We start from the raw sequence: 25,427 nt of genomic DNA, 5'->3' as shown, positions 1-25,427 counted from the left end.
AAACCACGACGCGCGGCATCGCAGACGCAATAAAAGCGCTGCAACGGTTGACAATACAGCCGATCATGCCGCTTGCCTGGTCCACGTAAAGGCCTCGAAACGAGTACGCACCTTCCCTGCGCGATTCCAGTTTGCACCGCAGTTGCAATCGGACAGCGCGCCTGGAAGTGGAACAGAATTGTTTGGATCATCAGGATAAAAGTCTGGCAAGACTCGCATCCGGTGTTCCGGTTCAGGTCCGCAGCGCACAGCCCCCGGCAAAGCAGTATCTTGCAGCGCATCCGGCGGCAGGCTCATCCGCCCGCCCCTCATGCAGCGCATTGCCCGGGCCATGCCGCAGTCCTGGCCGAAGCATCGCGAAGCTTGCCGGTTGATGCAACAGAACCCGATCGCCGTCGCCAACCCATCACCATGTTACGTTTGGCTCCACAGACCAGCTTACCGTCCGCAGTTGCCTGCGCGACCGCCTATGGCGGAGCGCGCGGCGCGGATACGGTGCTGCCCGGCGTTCCCGTCTGCCGCATCCGCGCCCCCTTGTGCTGGAGCGCCCGCTAAGGCGCACTCACACAATCAAGGCAATTCCCTCCCCAATCACTTCGTTCTCGCGTACATCCCCTGTACTTTTGGCCCGCTACCACATACGGACGGGCCATTTGAAGGATCTTCGGATCCCGGAGTGAAAACATGAAACGTATGTTGTTCAACGCCACGCAGCAGGAAGAACTGCGCGTAGCGATCGTTGACGGTCAGAAACTGATCGACATCGACATCGAAACCACCGGACGCGAGCAGCGCAAGTCCAACATCTACAAGGGCGTCATCACCCGCATCGAGCCCTCGCTGGAAGCCTGCTTCGTCAACTACGGCGAAGAACGCCACGGCTTCCTGCCCTTCAAGGAAGTGGCCCGCACCTATTTCAAGGAAGGCATTGACGTCCGCAACGCCAGCATCAAGGAAGCGCTGCGCGAAGGCCAGGAAATCATCGTCCAGGTCGAGAAGGAAGAACGCGGCAACAAGGGCGCTGCCCTGACCTCGTTCATCTCCCTGGCCGGCCGCTACCTGGTGCTCATGCCCAACAACCCGCGCGGTGGCGGCGTGTCGCGCCGTGTCGAAGGCGAAGACCGCCAGGAACTGCGCGAAACCATGGACAAGCTGGACCTGCCCAACGGCATGTCCGTCATCGCCCGCACCGCCGGCATCGGCCGCAACGTCGATGAACTGCAGTGGGACCTGAACTACCTGATGCAACTCTGGCGCGCCATCGAAGGCGCCGGCCAGTCCGGCTCGGGCGCCTTCCTGATCTACCAGGAATCGTCACTGGTCATCCGCGCCATCCGCGACTACTTCCAGCCCGACATCGGCGAAATCCTGATCGATACCGACGACATCCACGACCAGGCCCAGCAGTTCATGGCCCACGTGATGCCGGACATGGTTCACCGCGTCAAGCGCTACCGCGACGACGTGCCGCTGTTCTCGCGCTTCCAGATCGAACACCAGATCGAGACCGCCTACTCGCGTACGGTCCCGCTGCCTTCCGGCGGCGCCATCGTCATCGACCACACCGAAGCCCTGGTGTCGGTGGACGTGAACTCGGCGCGCGCCACCCGTGGCAGCGACATCGAGACCACCGCCTTCAACACCAACCTCGAAGCCGCCGATGAAGTGGCCCGCCAGTTGCGCCTGCGCGACCTGGGCGGCCTGATCGTGATCGACTTCATCGACATGGAGAACTCCAAGAACCAGCGCGAAGTGGAAGGCCGTCTGAAGGACGCCCTGCACCACGACCGCGCCCGCGTTCAGATGGGCAAGATCTCCCGCTTCGGCCTGATGGAACTGTCGCGCCAGCGGCTGCGTCCGTCGCTGTCCGAAGGCAGCCACGTGACCTGCCCGCGTTGCAACGGCACCGGCCACATCCGCGATACCGAATCCTCCGCCCTGCAGGTGCTGCGCATCATCCAGGAAGAGGCGATGAAGGAAAATTCAGCCGCCATCCACGTGCAAGCGCCGGTGGACGTGGCCGCCTTCCTGCTCAATGAAAAACGGGGCGAAATCCTGAAGATCGAGACGCGCCATCGCGTCACCGTCATCATGATCCCCAACAAGCACCTGGAAACCCCGCACTACAAGATGGAACGGATCAAGCACGACGATCCGCGCCTGGACGACGCCCAAGCCAGCTACACCATGGCCGAGCAGGCCGATACCGACATCGGCTACAGCAAGCGCCAGAAGGAAGAAGAACGTCCGCGCCAGGAAGCCGTGGTCAAGGGCATCACCCCCGACCAGCCGGCCCCGATCGTCGAACGCAAGGCACCGGAACCGGTGGCTGCCCCCGTGCCGCCGCCGACCCTGGCGCCGGAATCGGGTCTGCTGGGCAAGATCTTCGCCTTCTTCCGCAAGAAGCCGGTTGCTCCGGTGGAAGTGCCGGCCCCGGTCGAAGCCAAGGCGCCGGCCAAGCGCGAAGGTGATCGCAATGGCCGTGGCGGCGACCGCAATGGCCGCAACCGCAACCGTGGTGAACGCGGTGAGCGTGGCGATCGCGCCGAACGTGGCGAGCGTAATGCAGAGCAGCGCGCAGCACGCGGTCCGGCCGCCGTCGAACTGAAGACCGGCGATGCTGCGGAAGCCAAGCAGGCTCGCCCGCCTCGTGGTCCGCGCGAACCCAAGGAAGGTCGCGAACCGCGTGAAGGCCGTGAGGTGCGCGAGGGCCGTGAGCCGCGCGAAGCCCGCGAAGGCCAGGAACCGAAGGAAGCCCGCCGCAACGAACCGCGTGAAGCCCGTGAGCCCCGCGAACCGCGCGAAGGCCGCGAGCCGCGCGAGGGTCGTGAAGGCCGTGAACCGCGCCAGCCGCGTGAACCGCGCGCCCCGCGTGGTGAACGCAAGGACCCCAAGGCCGAGGAAGGCCTGCCGCTGGAAGCCGCTCTGGCTGCCGGTGCAGCCACCGCAGGCGTAGCGGTTGCTGCTGGTGCCGTGGCCCTGTCCAATGACGAGCAAGCCGCCAAGGCGGAAGCTGCTCAAGTCGAAGGTTCCGAAGGCGCAGATGGCGTCGACGGTGCGGAAGCTGCCGAAGGCGGCACCGAGCCGCGTCGTCGTCGTCGCCGTGGTGGCCGCAACCGTCATCGTCGCGAACGTGATGAAAACGGCAACGTGATCGACAACGGCGAAGGTGAAGGATCGGAGCAATCCGAAGCCGCCGAAGGCGTCGACACCGTAGTCGTGGCCAGCGCCGCTGCTGCCGGCGTGAACGTCGAGACCGTTGCTGCCGAGACTTCGGCGGCTCCGGTGGAAGTGGCCCAAGCCGCTGTGGCGCAAGCTTCGTTCGCCGCCTCCCCGGTCCCGGAACAAGCCCCGGCTGAAGCTGCCGTGCACGTGGAAAGCGGTGTGAACTCGGTGGAAGCCGTCGCCGCTGCCGCTGCCGAAGCGACCCAGGCCGTGTTCTCGAACCAGCCGGCCATCGAACCGGCGGCCCCGTCGATCGATGCCAGCTTCGCCCCGACCCCGGCCTTCGAGCCGGTGCAGGCCCCCGTTGCTGCTCCGGCCGCATCGGAAGCCCCGGTCGAGGTGGTGCACGCTGCGCCCGCAGCCCCGGCCGTGCCGCAACAGATCAGCCTGCTGGACGCCGTCGAAGCCAGCCCGGCACCGGTAGCCGTCGAACCGGCTCCGGTGGTGGCTGAAGCCGCACCGGCTTCCCCTGCTGCCCCTGCCCCCGCAGTGGCGGCCAGCACCGGCAACGCTGCCCGTTCGGAGTCGCTGGAGCAGATGCTGTCGCAAGCCGGCCTGACCCTGGCCACCACGGACCCGGTCAAGCTGCGCGCGGCCCAGGAAGCCGCTGCTGCCTTCGTCCCGGCACCGCACGTGCCGCGCGAGCGCAAGCCGCTGCCGCCGCAGTCGACCGAACCGCTGGTGCAGGTCGAAACCCGCCGTTAAGTAGGGTTCCGGCCACCCTGCCGCAGGGTGGCCCGGAGGCAGTAAAAATCGGCAATGAACAAGGGAGCTTCGGCTCCCTTTTTCATGTCTATCGGTTTCCAAATGAAGCCTTTGCCTTCACCGCCCATCGGCAAACGACCTCCTATTTGGTGACAGTTGCCCGCTCGCCGTCACGATACAGTCACGGCAGCATGCGATGACGCTGCAAGCCTGATGCCAGCAGTCCCGCACGGCGGGCGGCGGCAGGCGCGAGATGCAGTTGCGCGCATACACTATATGCATGATTGTGCATCTGCGCGGCGGCCTCAGGCGTGCTATCGTTACACACCTTTTATCGTCAGATCGTATGAACAAGCGCGTCATCCCCATCGTCGATGTCCGGCAAGCCCCGATCGCCAGTGCGGCCGGCCTGCTGACGCCGGTTGCGGTCGAGCCGACCGGCTGGCTGGGCGACAGTCTGGGACGTCCGCTGCACGACCTGCGCATTTCGGTGACTGACCGCTGCAATTTCCGCTGTGTCTATTGCATGCCCAAGGATGTCTTCGACAAGCAATACCAGTTCCTTCCGCACTCGGACCTGCTGACCTTCGAGGAGCTGACCCGCGTGGCAGCCCAGTTCGTGGCGCATGGCGTGCGCAAGATCCGCCTGACCGGCGGCGAGCCGCTGCTGCGCAAGAACATCGAGACCCTGATCGCCATGCTGGCCGCCCTGCGCACCCCGGAGGGCGAAGAAATCGACCTGACCCTCACCACCAACGGCACGCTGCTGAAGCAAAAGGCCCAGGTGCTCAAGGCGGCCGGGCTCAGGCGCGTGACGGTATCGCTGGATTCGCTGGATGACGAGAGCTTCCGCCGCATGAACGACGTCGATTTCCCGGTGGCGCGGGTGCTGGAAGGCATTGAAGCGGCGCACGCCGCCGGACTCGGTCCGATCAAGATCAACATGGTGGTCAAGAAGGGCGTCAACGACGACCAGATCCTGCCAATGGCGCGCTACTTCAAGGGCAGCCCGGCCATCCTGCGCTTCATCGAGTACATGGACGTGGGCTCTTCCAACGGCTGGCGCATGGACGAAGTGCTGCCCTCGCGCGAAGTGGTCCGCCGCATCGCTGACGAGATGCCATTGGAAGTGGCCGACCCCAACTACACCGGCGAGACCGCCGAGCGCTGGCGCTATGTGGATGGCAGCGGCGAGATCGGCGTGATCTCCAGCGTGACCCAGGCCTTCTGCCAGGACTGTTCACGCGCGCGCCTCTCCACCGAAGGCAAGGTCTACACCTGTCTGTTCGCCAGCGAAGGCCACGACCTGCGCAGCCTGGTGCGCAATGGCAGCAGCGATGCCGAGATTGCCGGTGCCATCGCCGCCCTCTGGGGCCAGCGCGGCGACCGTTATTCCGAGCTGCGCAGCGCCATGCAGGCGACTCCGGCGCGCAAGGTCGAGATGTCCTACATCGGCGGCTGATCCGGCACGCCTGCCCTGCTCTTTGCTCTTCCGCACCATGTCTTCCCCCGCCACCGCCGCCAGTCACATCACCGGCCTGGTACTTTCCGGTGGCCGTGGCACGCGCATGGGCGGCGTGGACAAGGGCCTGCAAGTCCTGCATGCCAAGCCGCTGGTGCAGCACGTGCTGGAACGCCTGGCCCCGCAGGTCGGTACGCTGGCGATCAACGCCAACCGCTCCCAGCTGGAGTACGCCCGTTTCGGCTATCCGGTCTGGCATGACCTGCAGGGGGATTTCCCCGGCCCGCTGGCGGGTCTGCAATGCGGCCTGGCCCATTGCCACACGCCGCTGCTGGCCACCGCCCCGTGCGACTCGCCGCTGATCCCCTATGACCTGGTAGCGCACCTGTACGATGCCCTCACCGCCAGCGGTGCACAGGCCGCCATCGCGGTCACCGAGGGCGTACACGGGCGCCAGCGCCATCCTGTATGCTCGCTGCTCCAGACCAGCACGCGCGCCTCGCTGGACGCCTTCCTGGCGGCGGGCGAACGCAAGATGGACCACTGGTTTGCCAGCCTTGATTGCGTCGAAGTGGATTTCCCTGACGAGCGCGCCTTCAGCAACATCAACACCGGGCTGGATTTGCAACAGCTCGAAGCAGAACAATGACCGAGACCCACACCGCCACACTCCACGACATCGTCAGCTGCATCAGCGGCTATGACCCCAACGCCATGACGGTGGCACGCGCGCAAGCCGTGATCCAGGAATTCATCACGCCCATCGAGGCCGTGGAAAAGCTGGCCATCCGCAGCGCCCTTTCGCGCGTGCTGGCGCGCGACATCATTTCCCGCATCGACGTCCCGGCGCATGACAACTCGGCCATGGATGGCTATGCCCTGCGCGGCGAAGACGTCGCCGAGGGCCAGCAAGTGCGCCTGCAGATCATCGGTGCGGTGCACGCGGGTGAACAATTCGCCGGCAGCGTCGGCCCTGGTCAGTGCGTGCGCATCATGACCGGCGCACCCATGCCCGAGGGCTGCGACACCGTGATCCCGCAGGAACTGACCGCCGACGCCGACGCGCACGGCGTGACCCTGCCTGCCGGCCGCGTGCGTCCCGGCGACAATCGCCGCCTGCGTGGCGAAGACCTGGCCCTGGGCAGCGTGGCCCTGCCGCGCGGCCGCGTGTTGCGGCCCTCCGACATCGGCCTGCTGGCCTCGCTGGGCATTGCCGAAGTACCGGTGCAGCGCCGTCTGCGTGTGGCCTTCTTCTCCACCGGCGACGAGTTGCGTTCGGTCGGCGAACCGCTCGATGCCGGCTGCGTCTATGACTCCAATCGCTACACCCTGCACGGCATGCTCACGCGCCTCGGTTGCGAAGTGCTGGACATGGGCGTGGTACCGGACGATCCGGCCGCCCTGGACGCGGCGTTCCGCAGTGCCTGCGAAGAGGCCGATGCGGTCATCACCTCGGGAGGCGTGTCGGTCGGTGCGGCCGATTACACCAAGCAGATCATGGCCAGCCTGGGCGAGATGACGTTCTGGAAGATCGCCATGCGCCCCGGCCGCCCGCTGGCCTTCGGCCGCATCCGCTCGCGCGGACGGGAGGCTTATCTGTTCGGTTTGCCGGGCAATCCGGTGGCGGTGCAGGTGAGTTTTTCCTTCTTCGTGCGCGATGCGCTGCTGCGCCTGGCCGGAGCCGAAGCCAATCCGCTACCGCGCCTGCGCGTGAAGACAGCCACCGCCATTCGCAAGAAGGCCGGCCGCACTGAATACCAGCGCGGCATCCTGTCCCCGGACGTGAACGGTCAGTGGCAAGTGCGGCTGACCGGCATGCAGGGTTCCGGCATCCTGCGCTCGATGTCAGACGCCAACTGCATCATCGAACTGGAACACGAACGCGGTGAGGTCGCTGCAGGTGAAGAGGTGACGGTGGTGCTGTTCGACGGCTTGGTATGACGGCTTTCAGGCGCAGATGAAGAAAAAGGGACGGCAAGCCGTCCCTTCTGTTTTCCAGCCGCTTGAGCCACCTCTGCAGGTGAAGGAAGAAGCAAATCAGACGCCCTCGGCATCCTCGCCCAAATCCAGCTCCCCGGTCCCCAGCAGCTTCTGCGCATTCTCCACCGGCAGTGCCTCCACCGACTTGAGCTTGCGCGTCATCTGGCGGGTGCGGGTCTCGGCCTGGTCGATGTTCTTGGCCGCGCGCTCCAGCGCCGTCTTGGTGGCGGCCAGCACTTCGCCGAACTTGCCGAACTCGGTCTTGACCGCGCCCAGCACCTGCCACACCTCCGACGAACGCTTTTCCAGTGCCAGCGTACGGAAGCCCATCTGCAGGCTGTTGAGCAGCGCCGACAAGGTCGACGGACCCGCAATGGTGACCCGGCAGGTGCGCTGCAATTCATCCGACAAGCCGGGCCGGCGCATCACTTCCGCATACAGTCCTTCGGTGGGCAGGAAGAGGATGGCGAAGTCGGTCGTCAGCGGTGGCGACAGGTATTTCTCGGCAATCGTCTTGGCCTCGCCACGCACCGCCCGCTCCAGTTCGCGGCCGGCGGTGGCGACGCCGTCGGCATCGGCGCGCTCGGCGGCATCGACCAGGCGCTCGTACTGTTCCTTGGGGAATTTGGCATCGATGGGCATCCAGACCTGGCCCGCGTCTTCCTTCGCACCCGGCAGGCGGATGGCGAATTCCACCCGCTCGCCGCTGGCCGGGACGGTCTCCACGTTCTTGGCGTACTGGTCGGGGGTGAGCATCTGCTCCAGCAGAATTTCCAGCTGCACTTCGCCCCAGGTGCCGCGCGTCTTGACGTTGGTCAGCACGCGCTTCAGGTCGCCCACGCCGGTGGCCAGCTGCTGCATTTCGCCCAGGCCCTGGTGCACCTTGTCCAGCCGGTCCGAGACCAGCTTGAAGGATTCACCGAGCCGCTGCTCCAGCGTGGCATGCAGTTTTTCGTCCACGGTCTTGCGCATCTCTTCCAGCTTTTGCGCATTGTCGTTCTGCAGGTCCTTGATCTTGGCTTCCAGCGTGGCGCGCACTTCGGCCATGCGTTGGGCGTTGGATTCGGTCAGCGCCGACAATTGCTGATTCAGCGTATCGCCGAAGCGCTTGAGCGAAACCGCCTGCTCTTCGCGGTTCACCTGGGCCTGCAGCGTGATGGACTGGCGCATGCTTTCCAGCTGCTGCGTATTGCTTTCGTTGAGCTTGACCAGTTGCTGCGCGAAGCCATCGATCTGCTGGTTCTGCAAACCCGCCACGCTCGTCAGCTGCGTGGCCAGCGTCTGCTGCAGATGGGCAAAGTTCGCGCCCAGTTCCTGGCGCGTGCTCTGGGCACTGGCCTGCACCTGGCTACGCAGCTCGCGCTCGATGCGCTCGCCGGTCTCCTGCTGATGGCGTTGCAGGTCCTGCTTGACCTGCAGCAGCGCGTCTTCGATCACCAGCGCAGTGTCGTCCTCCTGCCGCTGGCTACCGCGCAGCAGGATCAGCACTTGCAGCACGACGCCGACCACGACCAGGCCGGTAAGGATCATTTCAAAAAGGGACATGGGACCAATCCAGTGCGTGTTACTCGGGCTTGTTGCGCATCCAGTCGGCGGTCTGGTAGAGCGCCGCCAGCAGGCGCTTCATCAGGTCTTCCGGCAGGCCGACGTCCTGCATGGCCCAGGTCATGCAGCGCAGCCACTGGTCGCGCTCGGAGATGCCGATGGGGAAAGGCAGGTGGCGCGCCCGCAGGCGCGGATGGCCGAATTTTTCCATGTACAGGCTGGGACCGCCGGTCCAGCCGGAAAGGAACATGTAAGTCTTCTCGCGCGAACCGTCCAGCGAAGGCGGATGCAGCGCGCGAATGCCGGCGAACTCCGGCTCCAGGTCCATCAGGTCATAGAAACGGTCGACCATCTCGCGCAGCTTCTCTGCGCCGCCAATGAGTTCGAACGTGGTCGGTTGGTTGGGATCTTCGATTTGCATAAGACCGCCATGATACCGCAGCCGGACGGCCGCGTCGGGCCGCCCGGCTGTGATTGCCAGCGTTGTTTGACCTGTATCGGATCAGGCCTCGCGCAAGGTCTGCAGCGGCGGACGGCGCAGCACGTGACGCAATCCGGCCCAGCCGCCCAGCGCCGAGCAAGCCGCGCCCAGCCCCATGCCGGCCACCCACACCAGCGGGCTGAAACTCCAGTCGAAATTGAAGACGTAATGCGCCAGCGCCCAGCCAATGCCGGCCGCGCCGCTGGCGGCCAGCAGCCCTGCCAGCGAACCCACCAGCAGCACCTCGATGCGCTGGGCGCGGGAGAGCTCCTGCCGGGTCGCACCGAGCGCACGCAACAGGCCAGCTTCCCGTACACGTTCATCCTGGGACCCTGCCAGTGCAGCGTACAGTACCAGTACACCTGAACACAAAGTGAACAGGAACAGGAACTCTACAGCTGCAATCACTTGACCGACCACTTCCTGAATCTGTGCCAGTACACTTCCTATGTCCACAACGGTGAGATTGGGGAAGTCACGCGCCAGCGTGTTGCCCAAGGCCTCCTGCTGCGGCGTCAGGTGTACCGCCGTGATCCAGCTTTGCGGCGTATCGCGCATGAGCGTCGGGTTGAGGATGACGAAGAAATTCACCCGCAGTGATCCCCACTCCAGCTTGCGCAGGCTGGTTACGGGGGCTTCCACCAGTTGGCCGGCGATGTCGAATTGCAGCTTGTCCCCCAGCTTGATGCCCAGGGTCTGCGCCAGCCCGCGTTCCACCGAGGCTTCCGGGTGGCTGTCGTCGTACCAGCGGCCGCCCACGATGCCATTGCCGGGCGGGATGTCGCGCATGGTCGAGAGATTGAATTCGCGGTCCACCAGGCGCTTGGCGCGGTCTTCCTGATAGTCCGAGGGATTGACCGCGCGCCCGTTGATCTGCACCAGCCGCCCGCGAATCATCGGATACAGCGCCGCATCCTGCACCCCGCCCTGGCGCAGCGCCTGCTGCACGGCCTCACGCTGATCCGGCTGGATGTTGATGATGAAGCGGTTGGGCGCATCGGCCGGCGTGGCTTGCCGCCACGCACCGACCAGATCGCCACGGATCACGGTCAGCAGCAGCAGCGCCATCAGCCCCAGGCCCAGCGCCACCACCTGCATCACGGCCGCCGCCGGACGACGCTGCAAGCCGTCGATGGCGAAGCGCCAGCTCTGGCGATCCACCAGCCCGCGCAGCGAACGCAGCGCGCGCAGGCACAGCCAGGCCACCAGTGCGAAGAGACCGAAGCCGCCGAGGAAACCGGCGATGGTCAGCAGCCCCAGCTTGAGATCGCCCGCCTGCCACAGCAGCAAGCCGGAAAACACCAGCGAGCCCAGCACATAGGTCCCGACCGTCAGCGCCTGCGGTGCGCCCTGGTCGCGCCCGATCACGCGGTTGTGCGGCACGTTGCGCAATTGCAGGATGGGCGGCAAGGCAAACCCGACCAGCAGCAACAAACCGGTGGCCACGCCCTGCAGCGCCGGTGCCCAACCCGGTGGCGGCAAGGCGGTCGGCAGGAAATTGCCCAGCCATTGCAGCAGCGCGAAGTGGGCGGCAAAGCCGACCAGCATGCCGATGAAGCTGGCTGCCAGCCCGATGAGAATGAATTCGGTGAGATAGAGCGTGGTCACCTGCGCCTGCGTCATGCCGAAACAGCGCAGCATGGCGCAGGCATCCAGATGGCGCAGCATGAAGCGGCGCGCCGCCATAGCCACGGCGAGCGCGGCCAGCATGGCCGACAGCAGCCCGACCAGCGACAGGAATTGCTCGGCGCGGTCCAGCGTGGCGCGCATTTCCGGGCGGCCGTTTTCCAGCGATTCGAGGCGCACGCCGCGCAGCCTGTCGGCCTCGATCTGGCGTTCGATCTGCTGCTGGTAGCGCTGCACGGCCTCGGGCGGTCCGGCGATCAACAGGCGATAGGTCACGCGCGACCCGACCTGCACCAGGTGCGTGGCGGCCAGGTCGGCCTCATTGAGCATCACGCGCGGCGCGAAGTTGACGAAAGCGCTGCCGCGATCCGGTTCGATCGCGATCACGGCGGCGATCTTCAGCGCCAGATCACCCAGCCTGAGGGTATCGCCGACCTTCACGTCGAGCTGGGACAGGATCTGCGGATCCACCCAGATGGTCCCCGGCTGCGGAATCCCATCGGCAGGCCGGTCGCGGCCATCGCTGCCCTGCAGCCGCAACTGGCCGCGCAAGGGATAGCCCGCCGTGACGGCCTTGATGGATGAGAGTACCGAGCGGGCCGCATCCCCCTCCCCGGCTTGCGCCATGCTGGGGAAGACCTGGGTCTGCGCCTGCTGCAAGCCTTGCGTGGCGGCCTGCTGCAGCCATTGCGGTGACAGTGGCTGATCGGCCGCCACCAGCAGATCGGCCCCCAGCAACTGGTGCGCATCGCGCGTCATGCCGGCGCGCATGCGGTCGACGAAGAAACCGACCGAGGACAGTGCCGCCACCGCCACGATCAAGGCGATCAGCAGGAAACGGAGTTCACCGGTGCGCCAGTCGCGCAGGGTCATGCGCAATGCTTGTTGGAACATGCAGGGCCAGTCGTCAAGGAATCAGGATTCAGAAAAATGCAAGAAAGCGTCAGCGCAGCCACACCGCCACCACGCCCAGCGCCAGCAGCACGCTGAAGGCGCCCAGCATGCGCAGGCGGCGGCGCATGGCATCCATGGTGGCGACCAGTTGCGCATTCTGCTCGGCCAGGGTGTTGATCAACTGACTGGCTTCGAGCTGCTCGGCTTCCAGCTGGACGATACGCTGGGCCAGCTGGCCGACGTCGCCGGTGACCGGCGCGGGCGGCGCGGCATCGACTGCGGTCTTGGCCTTGCGGGTGCGCGACCACAGGTCACGCGCGCCCTTGACGATGCCGGGGGTGGCCTGGACCACGTCGCCCCAGGGAATCAGTTTGATGGCGGACAGCCAGCTCAATCCCATCTGCGCTACTCCTGAAAAAGATTTGGATAAGGTAAATCAGATACGGCTTGTTGCAATTTCGTTGCAGAAACGGGCGAACCGGCCTGCTCTGTCTTCTTCTAAGACAGGCAAAATGTCATTTTATCCCGACAAGCTGCAAGCCTTCCCAAGGTCGCCAGAACGACCTTGCCCACCGGAGGCCATGCAGCCTCGTCCCCTGAGAAACAGGAGTCCAGTCCCATGAAAGCCCCCTTGTCCCTGCTGGCAGCCGCCCTGCTGCTGTGTGCCGGCAGTGCCTTCGCTGCCGATTGCACCAAGGCCGCCACCCAGGCCGAGATGAATGCCTGCGCTTCGCAGACCCTGACCCAGAACGATGCCGATCTCAACGCCACCTACATGGCCTATCGCGACAAGCTCAACAAGGCGCAACAGAACCAGTTGCGCGAGGTGCAGCTGGCCTGGCTGAAGTATCGCGACCTGTCCTGCCGCTTTGAGAGCTCGGCCAGCGCCGGCGGGTCTGCAGCTTCACTTGCGCTGCAAACCTGCCTGGCCGACAAGACCCGCCAGCGTGCGGACGAACTGAAGAATCTGGCAGGCTGCCAGGAAGGCGATCTCAACTGCGTGCGCTAGTCAGAACATTATCTTTCATGCTGTAATGCTCGCGTCTGAAGAATCAGACGCGATCAGACCCACGAATCCACCTTGCCCCAGGGAGTCTCTCATGAAAAAAATGCTCTTCGCCATGACCTCGTTCGCACTGGCCGCCCCGCTGCTGCTGGGTTCCCCCGCCATGGCGCAGAATGCCCAGCAGGACAAGATGAAGCAATGCAACGCCGACGCCGCCGGCAAGAAAGGCGATGAACGCAAGGCCTTCATGTCCTCCTGCCTGAAGAAGGAACAGCCCAAGCCGGCCACCCAGCAGGACAAGATGAAGCAATGTAACGCCGATGCCGCCGGCAAGAAGGGCGATGAGCGCAAAGCCTTCATGTCGTCCTGCCTGAAGAAGGACAAGTAATTTTCCTTCACGTCCCCGCCAACCCGGCCGGGACGCCCAACAAAAAACCCGCAAGCTGCCTTGCGGGTTTTTTGTTGTCTGGGCGGTGCTGCAATCAGTGCTGCGTGCGCTTGAAGAAGAACAGCCCGGCGCCCACCAGCATCAGCACGCCACCGAAGAAACGGTTCTGCGCCTTGATCGCCTTCTGGCTGCGGAAGAAGCGTTGCAGGCGGCTGGCCGCAAAGGCGTAGCCGTGCATCACCACCAGGTCCACCGCCACCATGGTCACGGCCAGCACCAGCAGCTGCAGCCACAGCGGCCGTTCGTGATCGATGAATTGCGGCAGCACCGCCACCATGAAGACGATGCCCTTGGGGTTGGTGGCATTGGTGAGGAAGCCCGTCATGCAACGCTGCCACCAGTGCTGGCCACGCTGCGCGCGTGCCACGGCATTGGCGTTGTCGAGGGCTTCGCCTTCCTGCTCCGAGGGCACGCGGGCGCGCCACTGCGAGAAGCCCAGGTAGATCAGGTACAGGGCACCGGCGATCTTGACCACATTGAAGGCGGTTTCGGAGGCCACCAGCAGCGAACCCACACCGGCTCCGGCGATGATGAGAACCACCACCAGCGCGATTTCCAGGCCAAGGATGGTGGCCGTGGTACGGCGCAGGCCGTAATTGAGGCCGTGGCTCATGGAGAGCACCGCGCCCGATCCGGGCGAGATGGCGATGACACAGGCGGCGAGGAAAAATGCAAACCAGGTTTGATAGGCCATGAGAAAACTCGATGAGGCAACAGGAAAGAAGAAACGGCAAGACCACCGGCAAGGCACGCAGTGCAGCGGCGAAGCCCGGAAACAGCGCTGAAACAAGGCTGCACCAACGTGTTGACCATTATAAGCAAAGCAGCAACGAATGCTTACAAATACACGATGAATTGAAACACTTTCACGTCGTCTTTCACGTCGGCGGCTCGTTATAGGAAGCAAGGCGACACGACATGATGAAGCGATTACGCAAAATCAAGCGCCGAGCGTAACAACCACTTTCTAAAGGAAATTGCCATGAAAACCAAATCCGTCATCGTCGCTTCCCTGCTGACCGCACTGGCCCTGCCGGTGTTCGCACAGACCGGCAGCGCTGCGCCGGCCGCGCCAGCAGCAGCCACGGCCAAGGCGGAAGCCGGCAAGACCGACACCGCGCCCAAGGCCAAGACCACCCATCACGCCAAGCACAAGAAGTCCGAAAAGTCGGAAAAGGCGGAAAAGGCAGAGAAGAAGGCTGACGCCAAGAGCGAAGCCAAGGCCGACACCAAGGCCGCTACCGATACAGCGACCAAGACCAAGTAAGACCGTACCGGGCCAGTCCCGGTACAGATAGCAGATACAAAGCAGTAACGTAGCAGACACGCAGCACACACCGTACGCACCGTACTACTGACGCAAACAGACACTTGTCTCTGAAAGGACATCACCATGAATACCAAGACCATCATCGTTGCCTCCCTGCTGTCGGCCCTGACCCTGCCGGTGTTCGCCCAGACCGGTGCAGCCGCCGCTCCTGCCGCCCCGGCTGCCACCACCGCCGCCCCGGCCAAGGCGGAAGCCGCCAAGACCGAGACCGCACCGAAGGCCAAGGCCACGCATCACGCCAAGCACAAGAAGTCCGAAAAATCGGAGAAGAAGGCCGATACCAAGACTGAAGCCAAGGCTGAAAAGAAGGATGCCGGCACTGCGGACACCAAGACGGCCGCCACCGACACCGCTGCCAAGACCAAGTAATCCAGGCAAGACCGTACCGGGCCAGCGCCCGGTACACGTAGCAAACACATAGCAGACACACAGCACACACCGTGCACACAGTACTACTGACACTGACCAGACACTAGTCGTTGAAAGGACATCACCATGAAGACCAAGACCATCATCGTTGCTTCCCTGCTGTCGGCCCTGACCCTGCCGGTGTTCGCCCAGACCGGCGCCGCTGCCGCCCCGGCTGCTCCGGCCAAGGCTGAAGCCGCCAAGACCGAGACCGCGCCGAAGGCCAAGGCGGAACATCACGCCAAGCACAAGAAGTCGGAAAAGAAGGCGGAAGGCAAGAGCGAGAAGAAGGCCGCTGCCGGTACTGAAGCCAAGCCGGCCGCTGACGCCGCCGCCAAGTAAGGCGTCCGCAAGGAGCAGCACCCCGGGCATCGGATCCGTCTGAAGCCCGGACATGTCAGGGATGACAGGGATATCGCCCCCGCACCGTCAGGTCCGGGGGCGATATTTTTTATATCATTTAAATGGTTTGCTTAGCTTCGGCTGTCCACTCACGCCGACACGCCCGATGCAGATCAATCCTGCTGCCACCGCAGGGCAATGCGTTCCCCCGCCGCCGCAAAATGCGCGCAGTCCATGCCTACGCCCGCCGCGAACAGCAGATCCTCACCCGCCCACACCAGCGGCAGATAAGGCCGCTCCCACGCAGGGACATCGGCGCTCTGGTACTGCTGCTTGAGGCTGCGCGCCGGACGATTCTGCGCCAGCTTGATACGCTCTCCCCCGCTGCGTCCACACACCAGCAGCGATTGCGCACGCAGCCAAGCGGCATCGAAGCCCGGCCGCGCATCGCCAGCGGGAATGGGCTCGAACTGCAGGGTGCCGTGGAAGACCGGCACATGGACCTGCGCCTGCCCGCTCCAGCGCAGCGACAGTGAGGCGCCCTCATCGGGCAGGCGGCGGCGCGGCGCCAGGAAGACGCGCTCGCGGTAACGATGGACTTCGCCGTCAGGGTGAGAGACGCACAGCTGCGCTTCCACATCGGCCTCCAGCAGTTGGGCGCGCATCTCCTGCATCCACGCCGATGACGGCATGCGCATGCCGCGCAGTCCGAACCAGTGACGCATCAGGTTCAGGAAGCGCTGTTCGCTCAGGGCACGCAGCGCAGGCATGCGCAGGTGATCGCCTTCACCGCATTGCGCCAGATCCTGTTCGGCCACTTCGTGCAGCAAATCCTGCGCACCCTGCGCATGCCCGGCCGCACGCGCCAGACGCTGCTGGTAGCCGGGGAAAACCTGGCCCAATGCCGGCATCACCTGATGGCGCAAAGCGTTGCGCGTGTAGCGCGGATCGCTGTTGGATTCATCCTCGATCCAGGCGAGCGACCAGGCGCGTGCGCCCTCTTCCAGCTGCGCACGCGGGATGGCCAGGAAAGGCCGTGCGATCAGCGTGTCCGCATCGCCCAGCAAACCAGGCGCGGCATTGCATTGATCCATGCCGGACAGGCCCGCCAGCCCGCTGCCACGCAGCAGTTGCAGCAGCACCGTTTCGGCCTGGTCGTCGAGATGATGGGCCGTCAGCAGCAGGCGCGCACCATGGGCGCGGCACAGCCGCCCCAGTGCGGCATAACGCGCCAGCCGTGCCGCTTCTTCCACACCGCTGTCGGCCACCCGTTCCAGTTGCACGCGCTCGTGCGCGCAGGTAATGCCGCGCTGCGCGCACTCCTGCTCGGCATGGGCCAGCCAAGCATCCGCATTGGGCGAGAGTCCATGATGCACATGCAGGGCCACCACGCGCCCGCCGGTTTCACGCTGCCACTGCGCGGCCGCTTCCAGCAGCATCGTGGAATCGAGCCCACCGCTGAAGGCCACAGCCAGCGTGTCCTGCGCGGGATCGAAAGCAGTCGCGGCCAGCGTGGCGTGCAATGCCTGCAACAGCTTGCCGGTGATCTTGCCGGAGGAAGGAGAAGAAGAGGAATGATCGGACATGGGAAACCGGCACCAGAAAAGACAAACGCCAGCGAAGCAATCGCTGGCGTCCGGGAAGAAGAAAATGCGAACCGAAAATTATTCGGCCGAATTCAATTCCTTGAACTTGCCATAAGCCATCAGCTTTTCGTGACGCGCAGCCAGCAGGTCCTTGGTCTTCATGCCTTGGAACTGGCGCAGCGAATCCGACAGTGCGCGCTTGAGCAAACCGGCCATCTGCTTGGGATCGCGATGGGCACCGCCCAGCGGTTCGTTGACGATCTTGTCGATCAGGCCGATGGCCTTGAGGCGATGAGCGGTCAGGCCCAGCGCTTCAGCCGCATCCGCGGCGCGGTCGGCGGTCTTCCACAGGATGGAAGCGCAGCCTTCCGGCGAGATCACCGAGTAGGTCGCATATTGCAGCATCAGCACCGAATCACCCACGGCGATCGCCAGCGCGCCGCCGGAACCGCCTTCACCGATGATGGTGGCGATCAGCGGCACCTTCAGTTCGGCCATCACGTACAGGTTGTGGCCGATGGCTTCGGACTGGCCGCGCTCTTCGGCATCGATGCCGGGGAATGCGCCCGGGGTATCGACAAAGGTAAAAATCGGCAAACCAAACTTCTCGGCCACCTTCATCAGGCGCATCGCCTTGCGATAGCCTTCCGGCTTGGGCATGCCGAAGTTGCGCATGGCGCGTTCCTTGGTGTCGCGCCCCTTCTGGTGGCCGATCACCATGCACGCCTGGCCGTTGAAACGGGCCAGGCCGCCGACGATGGACTGGTCGTCCGCGAAGGTGCGGTCGCCATGCAGTTCGTGGAAATCGGTGAAGATCTCGCGCACGTAGTCCATGGTGTAGGGACGCTGCGGATGGCGCGCAATCTGCGAGACCTGCCAGGGCGTGAGCTTGGCGTAGATGTCCTTGGTCAGCTGCTGGCTCTTCTTGACCAGGCGCTCGATCTCTTCGGAGATGTCGACGGCCGAGTCATCCTGTACAAAACGCAACTCTTCAATCTTGGCATCCAGCTCGGCGATGGCCTGCTCGAAGCCCAGAAAAGTCGTTGTCGATTTACTCATTGTGTTCCTTTTTCAACAAGTCCGATGATGTGGCGAGAATCGCTGACAATGCCGGCCCGGTGCGGGTTGCGGCGCGATGATCCCCGGTTGCATCGGTTTGCCTTCAAATCTTGGGAGGTGCGGAGTATACACCAGCACGGCCCCGGCGCAGCAGCGCCGGGCGCACCCTCTTCCTCTTGGATCAATAATCGGACGGCAGCGGATCCAGGCTGCGCCACAGGTACCAGGTCGCCACGGTGCGCCACGGTTCCCAATTCGCGGCGACTTCCCGCGCATCACTGCGCGAGACGGGCTCGCCCGAGAAATAGCTGATGCTGATGCCCTTGAGCAATCCCAGGTCATCCAGCGGCAGCACGTTCGGGCGCAGCAGATTAAATATCAAAAACATCTCGGCTGTCCAGCGGCCAATCCCGCGGATCTGGATCATCTCCGCAATGACGGCTTCGTCTTCCATCTCCGCCCATTTGTCGGGATGTACCGTCTTGGCCTTGAAGTGGGCCGCCAGATCGAGGATGTATTCGGCCTTGCGCTTGGACAGGCCGCACGCCGCCAGCCCTTCCGGACCGGTGCGCATCACCTGGCCCGGCGTGCAGCGCGGACAGGCTTCCAGGAAGCGCTGCCAGACCGCATTGGCGGCCTTGGTCGAGATTTGCTGGCCGATCACCGAACGCGCCAGCGTGGTGAAGGCGTCGCCGCGCACCGTCAGCTGCAGATCCCCGAACTGCGGGATGATCTTGCGCATGATGCGGTCACGCTTCATCAGCTCGGCCTTGGCCTCTTCCCAGTAGGCCGGCACGATCAGGCTGGGATCGGCTTCGCTGGCTTTTCGGTTGGTATTCAAATCAAGCTCTCCGCCACTCGGTCAGGCCGCCCGGTTTGTCTTCCAGAATGATGCCGGCTGCGGTCAGCTCGGCACGGACCCGGTCGGCTTCGGCGAAGTTCTTGCCCGCCTTGGCCGCCTTGCGTGCTTCAATCAGGGCTTCGATCTCGGCTTCGCCCAGACCGTCTGCTGCTGCCACGCCGCCCTTGAGGTACTCCGCCGGCTCGCGCTGCAGCAGGCCGAGGATGCCGGCCAGCGCCTTCAACTGGCGCGCCTGTGCCGGCGAACGGTCACGGTTGACCTCATTGGCCAGTTCGAACAGCACCGAGATCGCGACCGGCGTGTTGAAGTCGTCGTTCAGGGCCTCTGTGAACCTTTGTGCATGCGCTTCATCGGCCACCAGAGCGCCGGCTTCCGGCGGCACATCCTTCAAGGCAGTGTACAGGCGGGTGAGCGCCTGCCGGGCATCGTCCAGATGGGCATCCGAGTAGTTCAGCGGGCTGCGGTAGTGGGCGCGCAAGATGAAGAAACGCAACACTTCCGGGTCGTACTTCTTGAGCACGTCGCGAATCGTAAAGAAGTTGCCCAGAGACTTGGACATCTTCTCGTTGTCGATGCGCACGAAACCGTTGTGCATCCAGTAATTCACGAAGGTGTGCTGGTGCGCGCCTTCGGACTGGGCGATTTCATTTTCATGGTGCGGGAACTGAAGATCCTGGCCACCGCCGTGAATATCGAAATGGTCGCCCAGCAGGTCGCTGGACATGGCCGAGCACTCGATGTGCCAGCCCGGACGGCCACAGCCCCAGGGCGAGTCCCACTTGGCTTCGTCCGGCTCGCTGGGCTTGGCCGCCTTCCAGAGCACGAAGTCCAGCGGATCGCGCTTGCCGGTGTTCACATCCACCCGCTCGCCGGCGCGCAGGTCGTCCAGCGACTTGCCGGAGAGCTTGCCGTAGCCGGGGAAATCGCGCACGGAGTAATTGACGTCGCCATCGCTGGCCTTGTAGGCCAGGCCGTGCTTTTCCAGCTTGCCGATCAGGTCCAGCATCTTCGGCACGTACTTGGTCGCACGCGGTTCATGATCGGGACGCTGCACGCCCAGGGCGGCGGCATCCTCGTTCATGGCATCGATGAAGCGATTGGTCAGCTGGGCGATGGTCTCGCCGTTCTCGGCGGCGCGATGGATGATCTTGTCGTCGATGTCGGTGATGTTGCGCACATAGGTCACGGCGTAGCCGGAGGCGCGCAGCCAGCGCTGCACCATGTCGAACACCACCAGCACGCGCGCATGGCCGATATGGCAGTAGTCATACACGGTCATGCCGCACACGTACAAGCGCACCTTGCCGGGTTCGATCGGGGTAAAGGTCTGCTTGTCACGCGCCAGCGTGTTGTAAATCTTGAGCTCGCTCATGGGATGGGAATTCTGGGGTTGGCGTTGCCGCTGCGGGCGACGGGTTCATGCACTACCTGGGGCCGGCACCGTGAACAAGCGTGGCGCTGGCAGGCCCCTGCCGGGTTTCATTGTTCTAGCAGCAGTTGCAACATGAACGGGTCACGGTAGCCAAACCTCTTTTTGTCTTACTTGTTTGATATAAAATGCCAGCTTTCTTCGAATTTCTTCGAGTATAGCATCGATAAAACCATGGCCCCAGAATCACAAGAACAGACATCCATTCATGGTTTGCGCGGTTTGATCAGCAAGACTGCCCACAAGACGGCAGTGTTGTCCAGCCTGGTGGCTGCCCTGTTCGGGGTGCCCGCCACGCTTGCGCATGCCAGTGAAATGTCTGACATCAACAAGCTGATGCGGGCCGGACAGTATGCCGATGCACTGACCAAGACCGATGCCGTGCTGGCGAAACACCCGCGCGATGCGCAACTGCGTTTCACGAAGGGGCTGATCTTAGCAGAACAAAACCGTTCTGCCGAGGCCATCGCGGTGTTCAGCAAGCTGACCGAAGACTTCCCCGACCTGCCCGAGCCGTACAACAACCTGGCCGTGCTGTATGCAGCCGACGGCCAGTACGACAAGGCGCGCGCGGCGCTGGACATGGCCATGCGCACCAACCCGACCTATGCCACGGCACTGGAAAACCTGGGCGACGTCTATGCCAAGCTGGCCAGCCAGGCCTATGACAAGGCGCTGCAGATCGATCCGGGTGCCAACGTGCCTCAGCCCAAGCTGACCTTGCTGCGCTCGCTCAACGGCAACACTACCGGTGGCACGGTGCCGCGCCTGGCGTCGGCCGCATCGGCCCAGCGCGACGCCAAGGCCAAGGCCGAAGCGGCAGCGGCCGAACAGCAGGAACGCAATCGTGCCCTGGCGGCCGAGAAACTGGCGCAGCAGGCAGCCGCCGACAAGGCCGAAGCGGAGAAGACAGCCATCTCCAAGGCCACCAGCGAGAAGGAAAAAGCCGCAGCCGACAAGGCGGCCGCCGAGAAAGCCGCTGCCGACAAGGCCGCCGCAGACAAGGCCGCAGCAGAGAAGGCAGCAGCAGACCGGGCCGCCGCCGAACGTGCCAAGGCCGAGAAGGCACGTGCCGAGCAGCTGGCCGCCGAACAGGCGCGCGCCCAGAAGGCCGCAGCCGACAAGGCTGCCGCCGAGCAGAAGCAGAAGGAACTGCAGGCGCAGAAGGACAAGGAGCAAGCCGACAAACTGGCCCGCGAACAAGCCGCCCGCGCCGAGAAGGACAAGGCCGCCCAGGCTGCCGCCGAGAAGGCGCAAGCCGAGAAGCTGGCTGCGGCCGAGAAGGCCAAGGCGGAGAAACTGGCCGCCGCAGAAAAGGCCAAGGCGGAGAAACTGGCCGCCGCAGAAAAGGCCAAGGCCGAGAAACTGGCCGCGGCCGAGAAGGCCCGTGCCGACAAGGCCCGTGCCGACAAGGAAAAGGCCAAGGCCGAGGCCAGCGCCGAACAGGACAAGGCGGTCGTGCTGGCAGCATTGAATGGCTGGGCCAAGGCCTGGAGCGACAAGGACGTGCGCAGCTACCTCGGCCATTACGCCAGCGACTTCGAGACGCCCCGTGGCGCCTCCCGCAAGGAATGGGCCGAAGAGCGCCGCGCCCGCATCGAGGACAAGGGCCGCATCAGTGTCAAGGTCAGCAATGCCACGGTGAGCATCAATGGCAACATCGCGACCGTGCGCTATCGCCAGATATATAATTCGGATCGGCTGACGGTGGACAGCCGCAAGACCCTGATCTTCGTCAAACAGGGCAATCGATGGCTGATCAAACAGGAACGATCGGGAGGGTAATTGGTGGCTAGCGCTTTGCAAGGGCGTCCCGCGCGCATGCTGGGACGCCTGCTGATGTTGTGCCTGGCGGGCCTGCCTGCGATGGGCAGCGAGGCATCCTCTTCTTCCATTCCGCCGCAAGGCAATACGGCCGGCGCACCCGCTGCCAAGCCGGATCCGGAAGCCCTGCTCATTGATATCTACAAGGACCTAGGTGCCAACCGCCTGCGCGAAGCCCAGGCCAAGGCCGACGCCCTGGTCGCGGCCTATCCGACCTTCCGCCTCGGCCACCTGGTGCGCGGCGACCTGCTGCTGATGCATGCCCGGCCGGTGCGCAACTTCGGCGCGATGGCCGATGGACCCGGCGACAAGCTCAAGGAATTGCGCGACGAAGCCATGGTGCGCATCCGTTCCCTGCAGGAAAAACCGGATCCCAAGCTGATCCCCAAGGCCGTGCTGCAAGTCGGCGAGGACCAGAAGAACGTGCTGGTGGTCGATACCACGCGCTCGCGCCTGTACGTCTACGAGAACCAGGGCGGCGAGCTGAAATACATGACCGACTACTACGTCTCGCAAGGCCGCTTCGGTGCCAACAAGACCAAGTCGGGCGACCAGCGCACGCCCATCGGCGTGTATTACGTCAACAACCGCATCCCCGGCCCCAAGCTGCCCGATTTCTATGGCACAGGCGCGCTGCCGCTGTCCTATCCCAATGAGTGGGACAAGCGCAATGGCCGCAGTGGCTACGGTATCTGGCTGCACGGCACGCCCTCGGACAACTTCAGCCGCCCGCCCCTGTCCTCGGATGGCTGCGTGGTGCTGGCCAATCCGGACCTGCAGAGCCTGTATTCCACCGCCGAAGTCGGCAAGACCGTGGTGGTGATCAGCCAGCACGTGCAGTTCGTCGACAAGAGCGAATGGGCCAAACAGCGCGACGCCGCCTCGGCCATGCTGGAGCAATGGGGCCAGTCGCTGGAGAATGCGGATGCCGACAAGGTGCTGGCGTATTACTCTCCCGAATTCCGCTCGGCCCAGGGCGAGAACCTGGCCACCTGGTTCGGCCGCCAGCAGAAGAGCCTGAACGGCGCGCGCTATACCAGTGTCAAACTGCGCGATGTCAGCCTGTTCCGCTATCCCGGCACACCGGAAGACATGATCGTCAGCACTTTCACCCAGGAAAGTGCGGTCGGCAAAAGCAAGAACGCGATCCGCAAGCGCCAGTACTGGGTGCGTGAAGGATCGCAATGGAAAATCATTTACGAAGGCAACGCATGATCCTCTCCCGTCGTCATCTGCTGCGCATGGCCGCAGCATTCTCTCTCTCGGCCACGCTGGCTGCTCCCGTCCTGGCGGCCGATGCACCGCGCGTGCTGCTCAAGACCAGCATGGGTGACATCACCCTGGAACTGAATCCCGAAAAGGCCCCGGTCTCGGTCGACAATTTCCTGAAATATGTCAAGAAGGGCCAGTACAACGGCACCGTCTTCCACCGCGTCATCAACGGCTTCATGATCCAGGGCGGCGGCTACGACCAGAACATGCGCGAGAAGGCCACCGACGCGCCCATCAAGAACGAGGCCAATAACGGTTTGAAGAACGAGGTTTATACTGTGGCGATGGCGCGCACGTCGGCACCGCATTCGGCAACGGCCCAGTTCTTCATCAACGTGGCGGACAACCGCTTCCTGAACTACCCCGGCCAGGACGGCTGGGGCTATGCCGTCTTCGGCAAGGTCATCGCCGGTGCTGACGTGGTCGACAAGATCAAGCAAGTGCGCACCGGTGCCGGCGACGTGCCGGCCACGCCGGTGGTGATCGAATCGGCCACCCTGGTCAAGTAAGGCCGGCCTGCCGTCACGCAGCCAAGGCGGGCCCAAGTCGCCCGCCGGTTTTTTTCATTCCCCCACAAGCAAAGGATTCATCATGGCAGTTCTGCTCACCACCAACCACGGCGCCATCAAGATCGAACTGGATGCCGAGAAGGCCCCCAAGACCGTTGAGAACTTCCTGGCCTACGTCAACGCCGGCCACTACAACGGCACCATCTTCCATCGCGTCATCGACGGTTTCATGATCCAGGGCGGCGGCTTCGAACCCGGCATGAAGCAGAAGGAAACCCGCGAGCCGATCGAGAACGAAGCCAAGAACGGCCTCAAGAACGAGCCCTACACCCTGGCCATGGCGCGTACCGCCGCTCCGCACTCGGCCTCGGCGCAGTTCTTCATCAACGTCAAGAACAACAGCTTCCTGGACTACCCGGGCCAGGACGGCTGGGGCTACTGTGTCTTCGGCAAGGTCGTCGAAGGCACTGAAGTGGTCGACAAGATCAAGGGCGTCAAGACCACCCGCGCCGGCATGTTCGCCGACGTGCCTGCAGAAGATGTGGTGATCGAGAGGGCAGAAGTGGTCTGAGCCCGACCCGGACCACTGACTTCACCGACCATGACTGATTTCCAGTTCATGCAAAAAGCGCAACCGACGGTTGCGCTTTTTGTTTCCGACCTCCATTTGCAAGCCGCCCTGCCCCGTACCACCGAGGCCTTCCTGTGCTTCCTGCAGCGCCATGCAGTACAGACGCAGCAACTGTACTTGCTGGGTGACGTGTTCGAGTACTGGGCCGGTGACGACGACCGTACTGCTCCCTACAACCAACTGATTGCTGACGCACTGCGAACTGTACAGGCGCAAGGCGTGCAACTGTACTGGATGGCTGGCAACCGCGATTTCCTGGTCGGACAGGCATTTGCCGATGCCGCAGGACTGACCCTGCTGCAGGACCCGCACGTCATCACCGCCGCCGGCCGCACGCTGGCGCTGGCCCATGGCGATGCGCAATGCACCGATGACCAGGCCTACATGGCGTTCCGCGCCCAGGTACGGCAACCGGCTTACCAGCAGCAGTTCCTGGCCATGCCGCTGGCGCAGCGCAAGGCCATCATCGAAGGCATCCGCAAGAACAGTCAGGACGCCAACCAGAGCAAGGACATGGCGATCATGGACGTCAATGCCGGTGCCATCGATGCGCTCTTCGCGCAGACCGGCACCGATGTCCTGATCCACGGGCATACGCACCGCCCTGCCCTGCATCGCCTGGACGGCGGCAAGCTGCGCTATGTACTTCCAGATTGGGAATACGACGTGGAAACGCCGCGTGGCGGCTGGATCAGCCTGACGGCTGACGGTGCGCTGCACCGGCATGATGTGAACGGCGACGAGATCGCCTGATCCCGCACAGTTCACCGCCTCATCGCTTCATCGCTGCGGCAGATGCCGTG

General features: G+C 64.0%; 23 protein-coding genes. 14 read left to right on the top strand and 9 right to left on the bottom strand.

Features of this window, described 5'->3' with window-relative positions; translation table 11 throughout:
- Window positions 1–684 precede the first annotated feature (684 nt).
- From JOD78_RS17595 to glp, 4 genes are all read left to right on the top strand, one after another.
- Window positions 685–3,930: an Rne/Rng family ribonuclease gene (locus JOD78_RS17595; RefSeq protein WP_121039447.1), complete on the top strand. Its 3,246-nt coding sequence runs from the start codon at window positions 685–687 to the stop codon at window positions 3,928–3,930.
- A gap of 346 nt (window positions 3,931–4,276) precedes the next feature.
- On the top strand, window positions 4,277–5,392 hold the full coding sequence (moaA, locus tag JOD78_RS17590) for a GTP 3',8-cyclase MoaA (protein WP_134135169.1): 1,116 nt from the start codon (window positions 4,277–4,279) through the stop codon (window positions 5,390–5,392).
- 37 nt (window positions 5,393–5,429) lie between these two features.
- Window positions 5,430–6,041, top strand: coding sequence for a molybdenum cofactor guanylyltransferase MobA (gene mobA, locus JOD78_RS17585; protein ID WP_209568303.1), 612 nt, complete (start codon window positions 5,430–5,432; stop codon window positions 6,039–6,041).
- A complete protein-coding gene (gene glp, locus JOD78_RS17580) occupies window positions 6,038–7,333 on the top strand; it encodes a gephyrin-like molybdotransferase Glp (protein ID WP_209568305.1) in 1,296 nt (431 codons plus the stop codon). Before mobA ends, glp begins: the two co-directional genes overlap by 4 nt.
- Before the next feature lie 96 nt (window positions 7,334–7,429).
- Here the strand turns inward: glp and rmuC are convergent, their stop codons facing one another.
- The 4 genes from rmuC to JOD78_RS17560 form a co-directional block, all read right to left on the bottom strand.
- A complete protein-coding gene (gene rmuC, locus JOD78_RS17575; protein ID WP_199725014.1) occupies window positions 7,430–8,917 on the bottom strand; it encodes a DNA recombination protein RmuC in 1,488 nt (495 codons plus the stop codon).
- A gap of 19 nt (window positions 8,918–8,936) precedes the next feature.
- Window positions 8,937–9,338, bottom strand: coding sequence for a group II truncated hemoglobin (locus JOD78_RS17570; RefSeq protein ID WP_034339751.1), 402 nt, complete (start codon window positions 9,336–9,338; stop codon window positions 8,937–8,939).
- An 81-nt stretch (window positions 9,339–9,419) separates the two neighbouring features.
- On the bottom strand, window positions 9,420–11,918 hold the full coding sequence (locus tag JOD78_RS17565; protein ID WP_209568307.1) for an FtsX-like permease family protein: 2,499 nt from the start codon (window positions 11,916–11,918) through the stop codon (window positions 9,420–9,422).
- A gap of 49 nt (window positions 11,919–11,967) precedes the next feature.
- Entirely contained in the window at window positions 11,968–12,318 is a 351-nt protein-coding gene (locus tag JOD78_RS17560) for a hypothetical protein (protein WP_209568309.1), read from the bottom strand.
- A gap of 219 nt (window positions 12,319–12,537) precedes the next feature.
- Between JOD78_RS17560 and JOD78_RS17555 the strand changes: the two genes are divergently transcribed.
- Complete coding sequence (locus JOD78_RS17555; RefSeq protein WP_088754281.1) at window positions 12,538–12,927, top strand: lysozyme inhibitor LprI family protein; 390 nt, start codon at window positions 12,538–12,540, stop codon at window positions 12,925–12,927.
- Window positions 12,928–13,018: 91 nt separating this feature from the next.
- The gene (locus tag JOD78_RS17550; protein WP_083859824.1) at window positions 13,019–13,312 is read left to right on the top strand and encodes a PsiF family protein; all 294 of its coding nucleotides are present in this window, start codon (window positions 13,019–13,021) and stop codon (window positions 13,310–13,312) included.
- Window positions 13,313–13,406: 94 nt separating this feature from the next.
- On the opposite strand, the gene JOD78_RS17545 is transcribed toward JOD78_RS17550, so the two are convergent.
- Window positions 13,407–14,066: a LysE family transporter gene (locus JOD78_RS17545; RefSeq protein ID WP_034339732.1), complete on the bottom strand. Its 660-nt coding sequence runs from the start codon at window positions 14,064–14,066 to the stop codon at window positions 13,407–13,409.
- Between the two features lie 288 nt (window positions 14,067–14,354).
- Here JOD78_RS17545 and JOD78_RS17540 point away from each other — a divergent pair, with 288 nt between their 5' ends.
- The 3 genes from JOD78_RS17540 to JOD78_RS17530 all read left to right on the top strand — a co-directional run bounded on the left by JOD78_RS17540 (window position 14,355) and on the right by JOD78_RS17530 (window position 15,452).
- A complete protein-coding gene (locus JOD78_RS17540; protein ID WP_121039429.1) occupies window positions 14,355–14,639 on the top strand; it encodes a hypothetical protein in 285 nt (94 codons plus the stop codon).
- 126 nt (window positions 14,640–14,765) lie between these two features.
- Entirely contained in the window at window positions 14,766–15,071 is a 306-nt protein-coding gene (locus JOD78_RS17535) for a hypothetical protein (protein WP_121039426.1), read from the top strand.
- Window positions 15,072–15,197: 126 nt separating this feature from the next.
- Window positions 15,198–15,452, top strand: coding sequence for a hypothetical protein (locus JOD78_RS17530; protein ID WP_134135161.1), 255 nt, complete (start codon window positions 15,198–15,200; stop codon window positions 15,450–15,452).
- Between the two features lie 173 nt (window positions 15,453–15,625).
- Here JOD78_RS17530 and tilS read toward each other — a convergent pair whose 3' ends face one another.
- From tilS to cysS, 4 genes are all read right to left on the bottom strand, one after another.
- Window positions 15,626–17,038 (bottom strand): tRNA lysidine(34) synthetase TilS, encoded by a 1,413-nt coding sequence (gene tilS / locus JOD78_RS17525; RefSeq protein ID WP_134135160.1) that lies wholly within the window; start codon window positions 17,036–17,038, stop codon window positions 15,626–15,628.
- Between the two features lie 78 nt (window positions 17,039–17,116).
- On the bottom strand, window positions 17,117–18,097 hold the full coding sequence (locus JOD78_RS17520; RefSeq protein WP_008327848.1) for an acetyl-CoA carboxylase carboxyltransferase subunit alpha: 981 nt from the start codon (window positions 18,095–18,097) through the stop codon (window positions 17,117–17,119).
- A 181-nt stretch (window positions 18,098–18,278) separates the two neighbouring features.
- Window positions 18,279–18,938 (bottom strand): DNA-3-methyladenine glycosylase, encoded by a 660-nt coding sequence (locus tag JOD78_RS17515; RefSeq protein WP_034335513.1) that lies wholly within the window; start codon window positions 18,936–18,938, stop codon window positions 18,279–18,281.
- 1 nt (window position 18,939) lies between these two features.
- Window positions 18,940–20,331, bottom strand: a complete 1,392-nt coding sequence (cysS, locus tag JOD78_RS17510; RefSeq protein ID WP_209568312.1) for a cysteine--tRNA ligase — start codon at window positions 20,329–20,331, stop codon at window positions 18,940–18,942.
- 231 nt (window positions 20,332–20,562) lie between these two features.
- Here cysS and JOD78_RS17505 point away from each other — a divergent pair, with 231 nt between their 5' ends.
- The 5 genes from JOD78_RS17505 to JOD78_RS17485 all read left to right on the top strand — a co-directional run bounded on the left by JOD78_RS17505 (window position 20,563) and on the right by JOD78_RS17485 (window position 25,377).
- Window positions 20,563–22,173, top strand: a complete 1,611-nt coding sequence (locus tag JOD78_RS17505; protein ID WP_209568315.1) for a nuclear transport factor 2 family protein — start codon at window positions 20,563–20,565, stop codon at window positions 22,171–22,173.
- Between the two features lie 36 nt (window positions 22,174–22,209).
- Window positions 22,210–23,427 (top strand): L,D-transpeptidase, encoded by a 1,218-nt coding sequence (locus JOD78_RS17500; RefSeq protein WP_121039411.1) that lies wholly within the window; start codon window positions 22,210–22,212, stop codon window positions 23,425–23,427.
- Complete coding sequence (locus JOD78_RS17495; RefSeq protein ID WP_209568317.1) at window positions 23,424–23,993, top strand: peptidylprolyl isomerase; 570 nt, start codon at window positions 23,424–23,426, stop codon at window positions 23,991–23,993. Before JOD78_RS17500 ends, JOD78_RS17495 begins: the two co-directional genes overlap by 4 nt.
- A gap of 82 nt (window positions 23,994–24,075) precedes the next feature.
- A complete protein-coding gene (locus JOD78_RS17490; RefSeq protein WP_209568319.1) occupies window positions 24,076–24,564 on the top strand; it encodes a peptidylprolyl isomerase in 489 nt (162 codons plus the stop codon).
- A gap of 30 nt (window positions 24,565–24,594) precedes the next feature.
- Entirely contained in the window at window positions 24,595–25,377 is a 783-nt protein-coding gene (locus JOD78_RS17485; protein WP_209568321.1) for a UDP-2,3-diacylglucosamine diphosphatase, read from the top strand.
- Window positions 25,378–25,427 lie beyond the last annotated feature (50 nt).

Origin of the sequence: Herbaspirillum sp. 1130, from assembly GCF_017833835.1 — a bacterium.
Lineage (GTDB): Bacteria > Pseudomonadota > Gammaproteobacteria > Burkholderiales > Burkholderiaceae_D > Herbaspirillum > Herbaspirillum huttiense.
The sequence above is the reverse complement of the archived record's forward strand: the minus strand, read 5'-3'. Positions and strand labels throughout refer to the sequence as shown.

What these genes read in the sequence shown, in the direction of transcription:
- JOD78_RS17595 (WP_121039447.1), top strand. Translation starts at nt 685, where the DNA reads ATGAAACGTATGTTGTTCAACGCCACGCAGCAGGAAGAACTGCGCGTA.
- moaA (WP_134135169.1), top strand. Translation starts at nt 4,277, where the DNA reads ATGAACAAGCGCGTCATCCCCATCGTCGATGTCCGGCAAGCCCCGATC.
- mobA (WP_209568303.1), top strand. Translation starts at nt 5,430, where the DNA reads ATGTCTTCCCCCGCCACCGCCGCCAGTCACATCACCGGCCTGGTACTT.
- glp (WP_209568305.1), top strand. Translation starts at nt 6,038, where the DNA reads ATGACCGAGACCCACACCGCCACACTCCACGACATCGTCAGCTGCATC.
- rmuC (WP_199725014.1), bottom strand. Translation starts at nt 8,917, where the DNA reads ATGTCCCTTTTTGAAATGATCCTTACCGGCCTGGTCGTGGTCGGCGTC.
- JOD78_RS17570 (WP_034339751.1), bottom strand. Translation starts at nt 9,338, where the DNA reads ATGCAAATCGAAGATCCCAACCAACCGACCACGTTCGAACTCATTGGC.
- JOD78_RS17565 (WP_209568307.1), bottom strand. Translation starts at nt 11,918, where the DNA reads ATGTTCCAACAAGCATTGCGCATGACCCTGCGCGACTGGCGCACCGGT.
- JOD78_RS17560 (WP_209568309.1), bottom strand. Translation starts at nt 12,318, where the DNA reads ATGGGATTGAGCTGGCTGTCCGCCATCAAACTGATTCCCTGGGGCGAC.
- JOD78_RS17555 (WP_088754281.1), top strand. Translation starts at nt 12,538, where the DNA reads ATGAAAGCCCCCTTGTCCCTGCTGGCAGCCGCCCTGCTGCTGTGTGCC.
- JOD78_RS17550 (WP_083859824.1), top strand. Translation starts at nt 13,019, where the DNA reads ATGAAAAAAATGCTCTTCGCCATGACCTCGTTCGCACTGGCCGCCCCG.
- JOD78_RS17545 (WP_034339732.1), bottom strand. Translation starts at nt 14,066, where the DNA reads ATGGCCTATCAAACCTGGTTTGCATTTTTCCTCGCCGCCTGTGTCATC.
- JOD78_RS17540 (WP_121039429.1), top strand. Translation starts at nt 14,355, where the DNA reads ATGAAAACCAAATCCGTCATCGTCGCTTCCCTGCTGACCGCACTGGCC.
- JOD78_RS17535 (WP_121039426.1), top strand. Translation starts at nt 14,766, where the DNA reads ATGAATACCAAGACCATCATCGTTGCCTCCCTGCTGTCGGCCCTGACC.
- JOD78_RS17530 (WP_134135161.1), top strand. Translation starts at nt 15,198, where the DNA reads ATGAAGACCAAGACCATCATCGTTGCTTCCCTGCTGTCGGCCCTGACC.
- tilS (WP_134135160.1), bottom strand. Translation starts at nt 17,038, where the DNA reads ATGTCCGATCATTCCTCTTCTTCTCCTTCCTCCGGCAAGATCACCGGC.
- JOD78_RS17520 (WP_008327848.1), bottom strand. Translation starts at nt 18,097, where the DNA reads ATGAGTAAATCGACAACGACTTTTCTGGGCTTCGAGCAGGCCATCGCC.
- cysS (WP_209568312.1), bottom strand. Translation starts at nt 20,331, where the DNA reads ATGAGCGAGCTCAAGATTTACAACACGCTGGCGCGTGACAAGCAGACC.
- JOD78_RS17505 (WP_209568315.1), top strand. Translation starts at nt 20,563, where the DNA reads ATGGCCCCAGAATCACAAGAACAGACATCCATTCATGGTTTGCGCGGT.
- JOD78_RS17500 (WP_121039411.1), top strand. Translation starts at nt 22,210, where the DNA reads ATGCTGGGACGCCTGCTGATGTTGTGCCTGGCGGGCCTGCCTGCGATG.
- JOD78_RS17495 (WP_209568317.1), top strand. Translation starts at nt 23,424, where the DNA reads ATGATCCTCTCCCGTCGTCATCTGCTGCGCATGGCCGCAGCATTCTCT.
- JOD78_RS17490 (WP_209568319.1), top strand. Translation starts at nt 24,076, where the DNA reads ATGGCAGTTCTGCTCACCACCAACCACGGCGCCATCAAGATCGAACTG.
- JOD78_RS17485 (WP_209568321.1), top strand. Translation starts at nt 24,595, where the DNA reads ATGACTGATTTCCAGTTCATGCAAAAAGCGCAACCGACGGTTGCGCTT.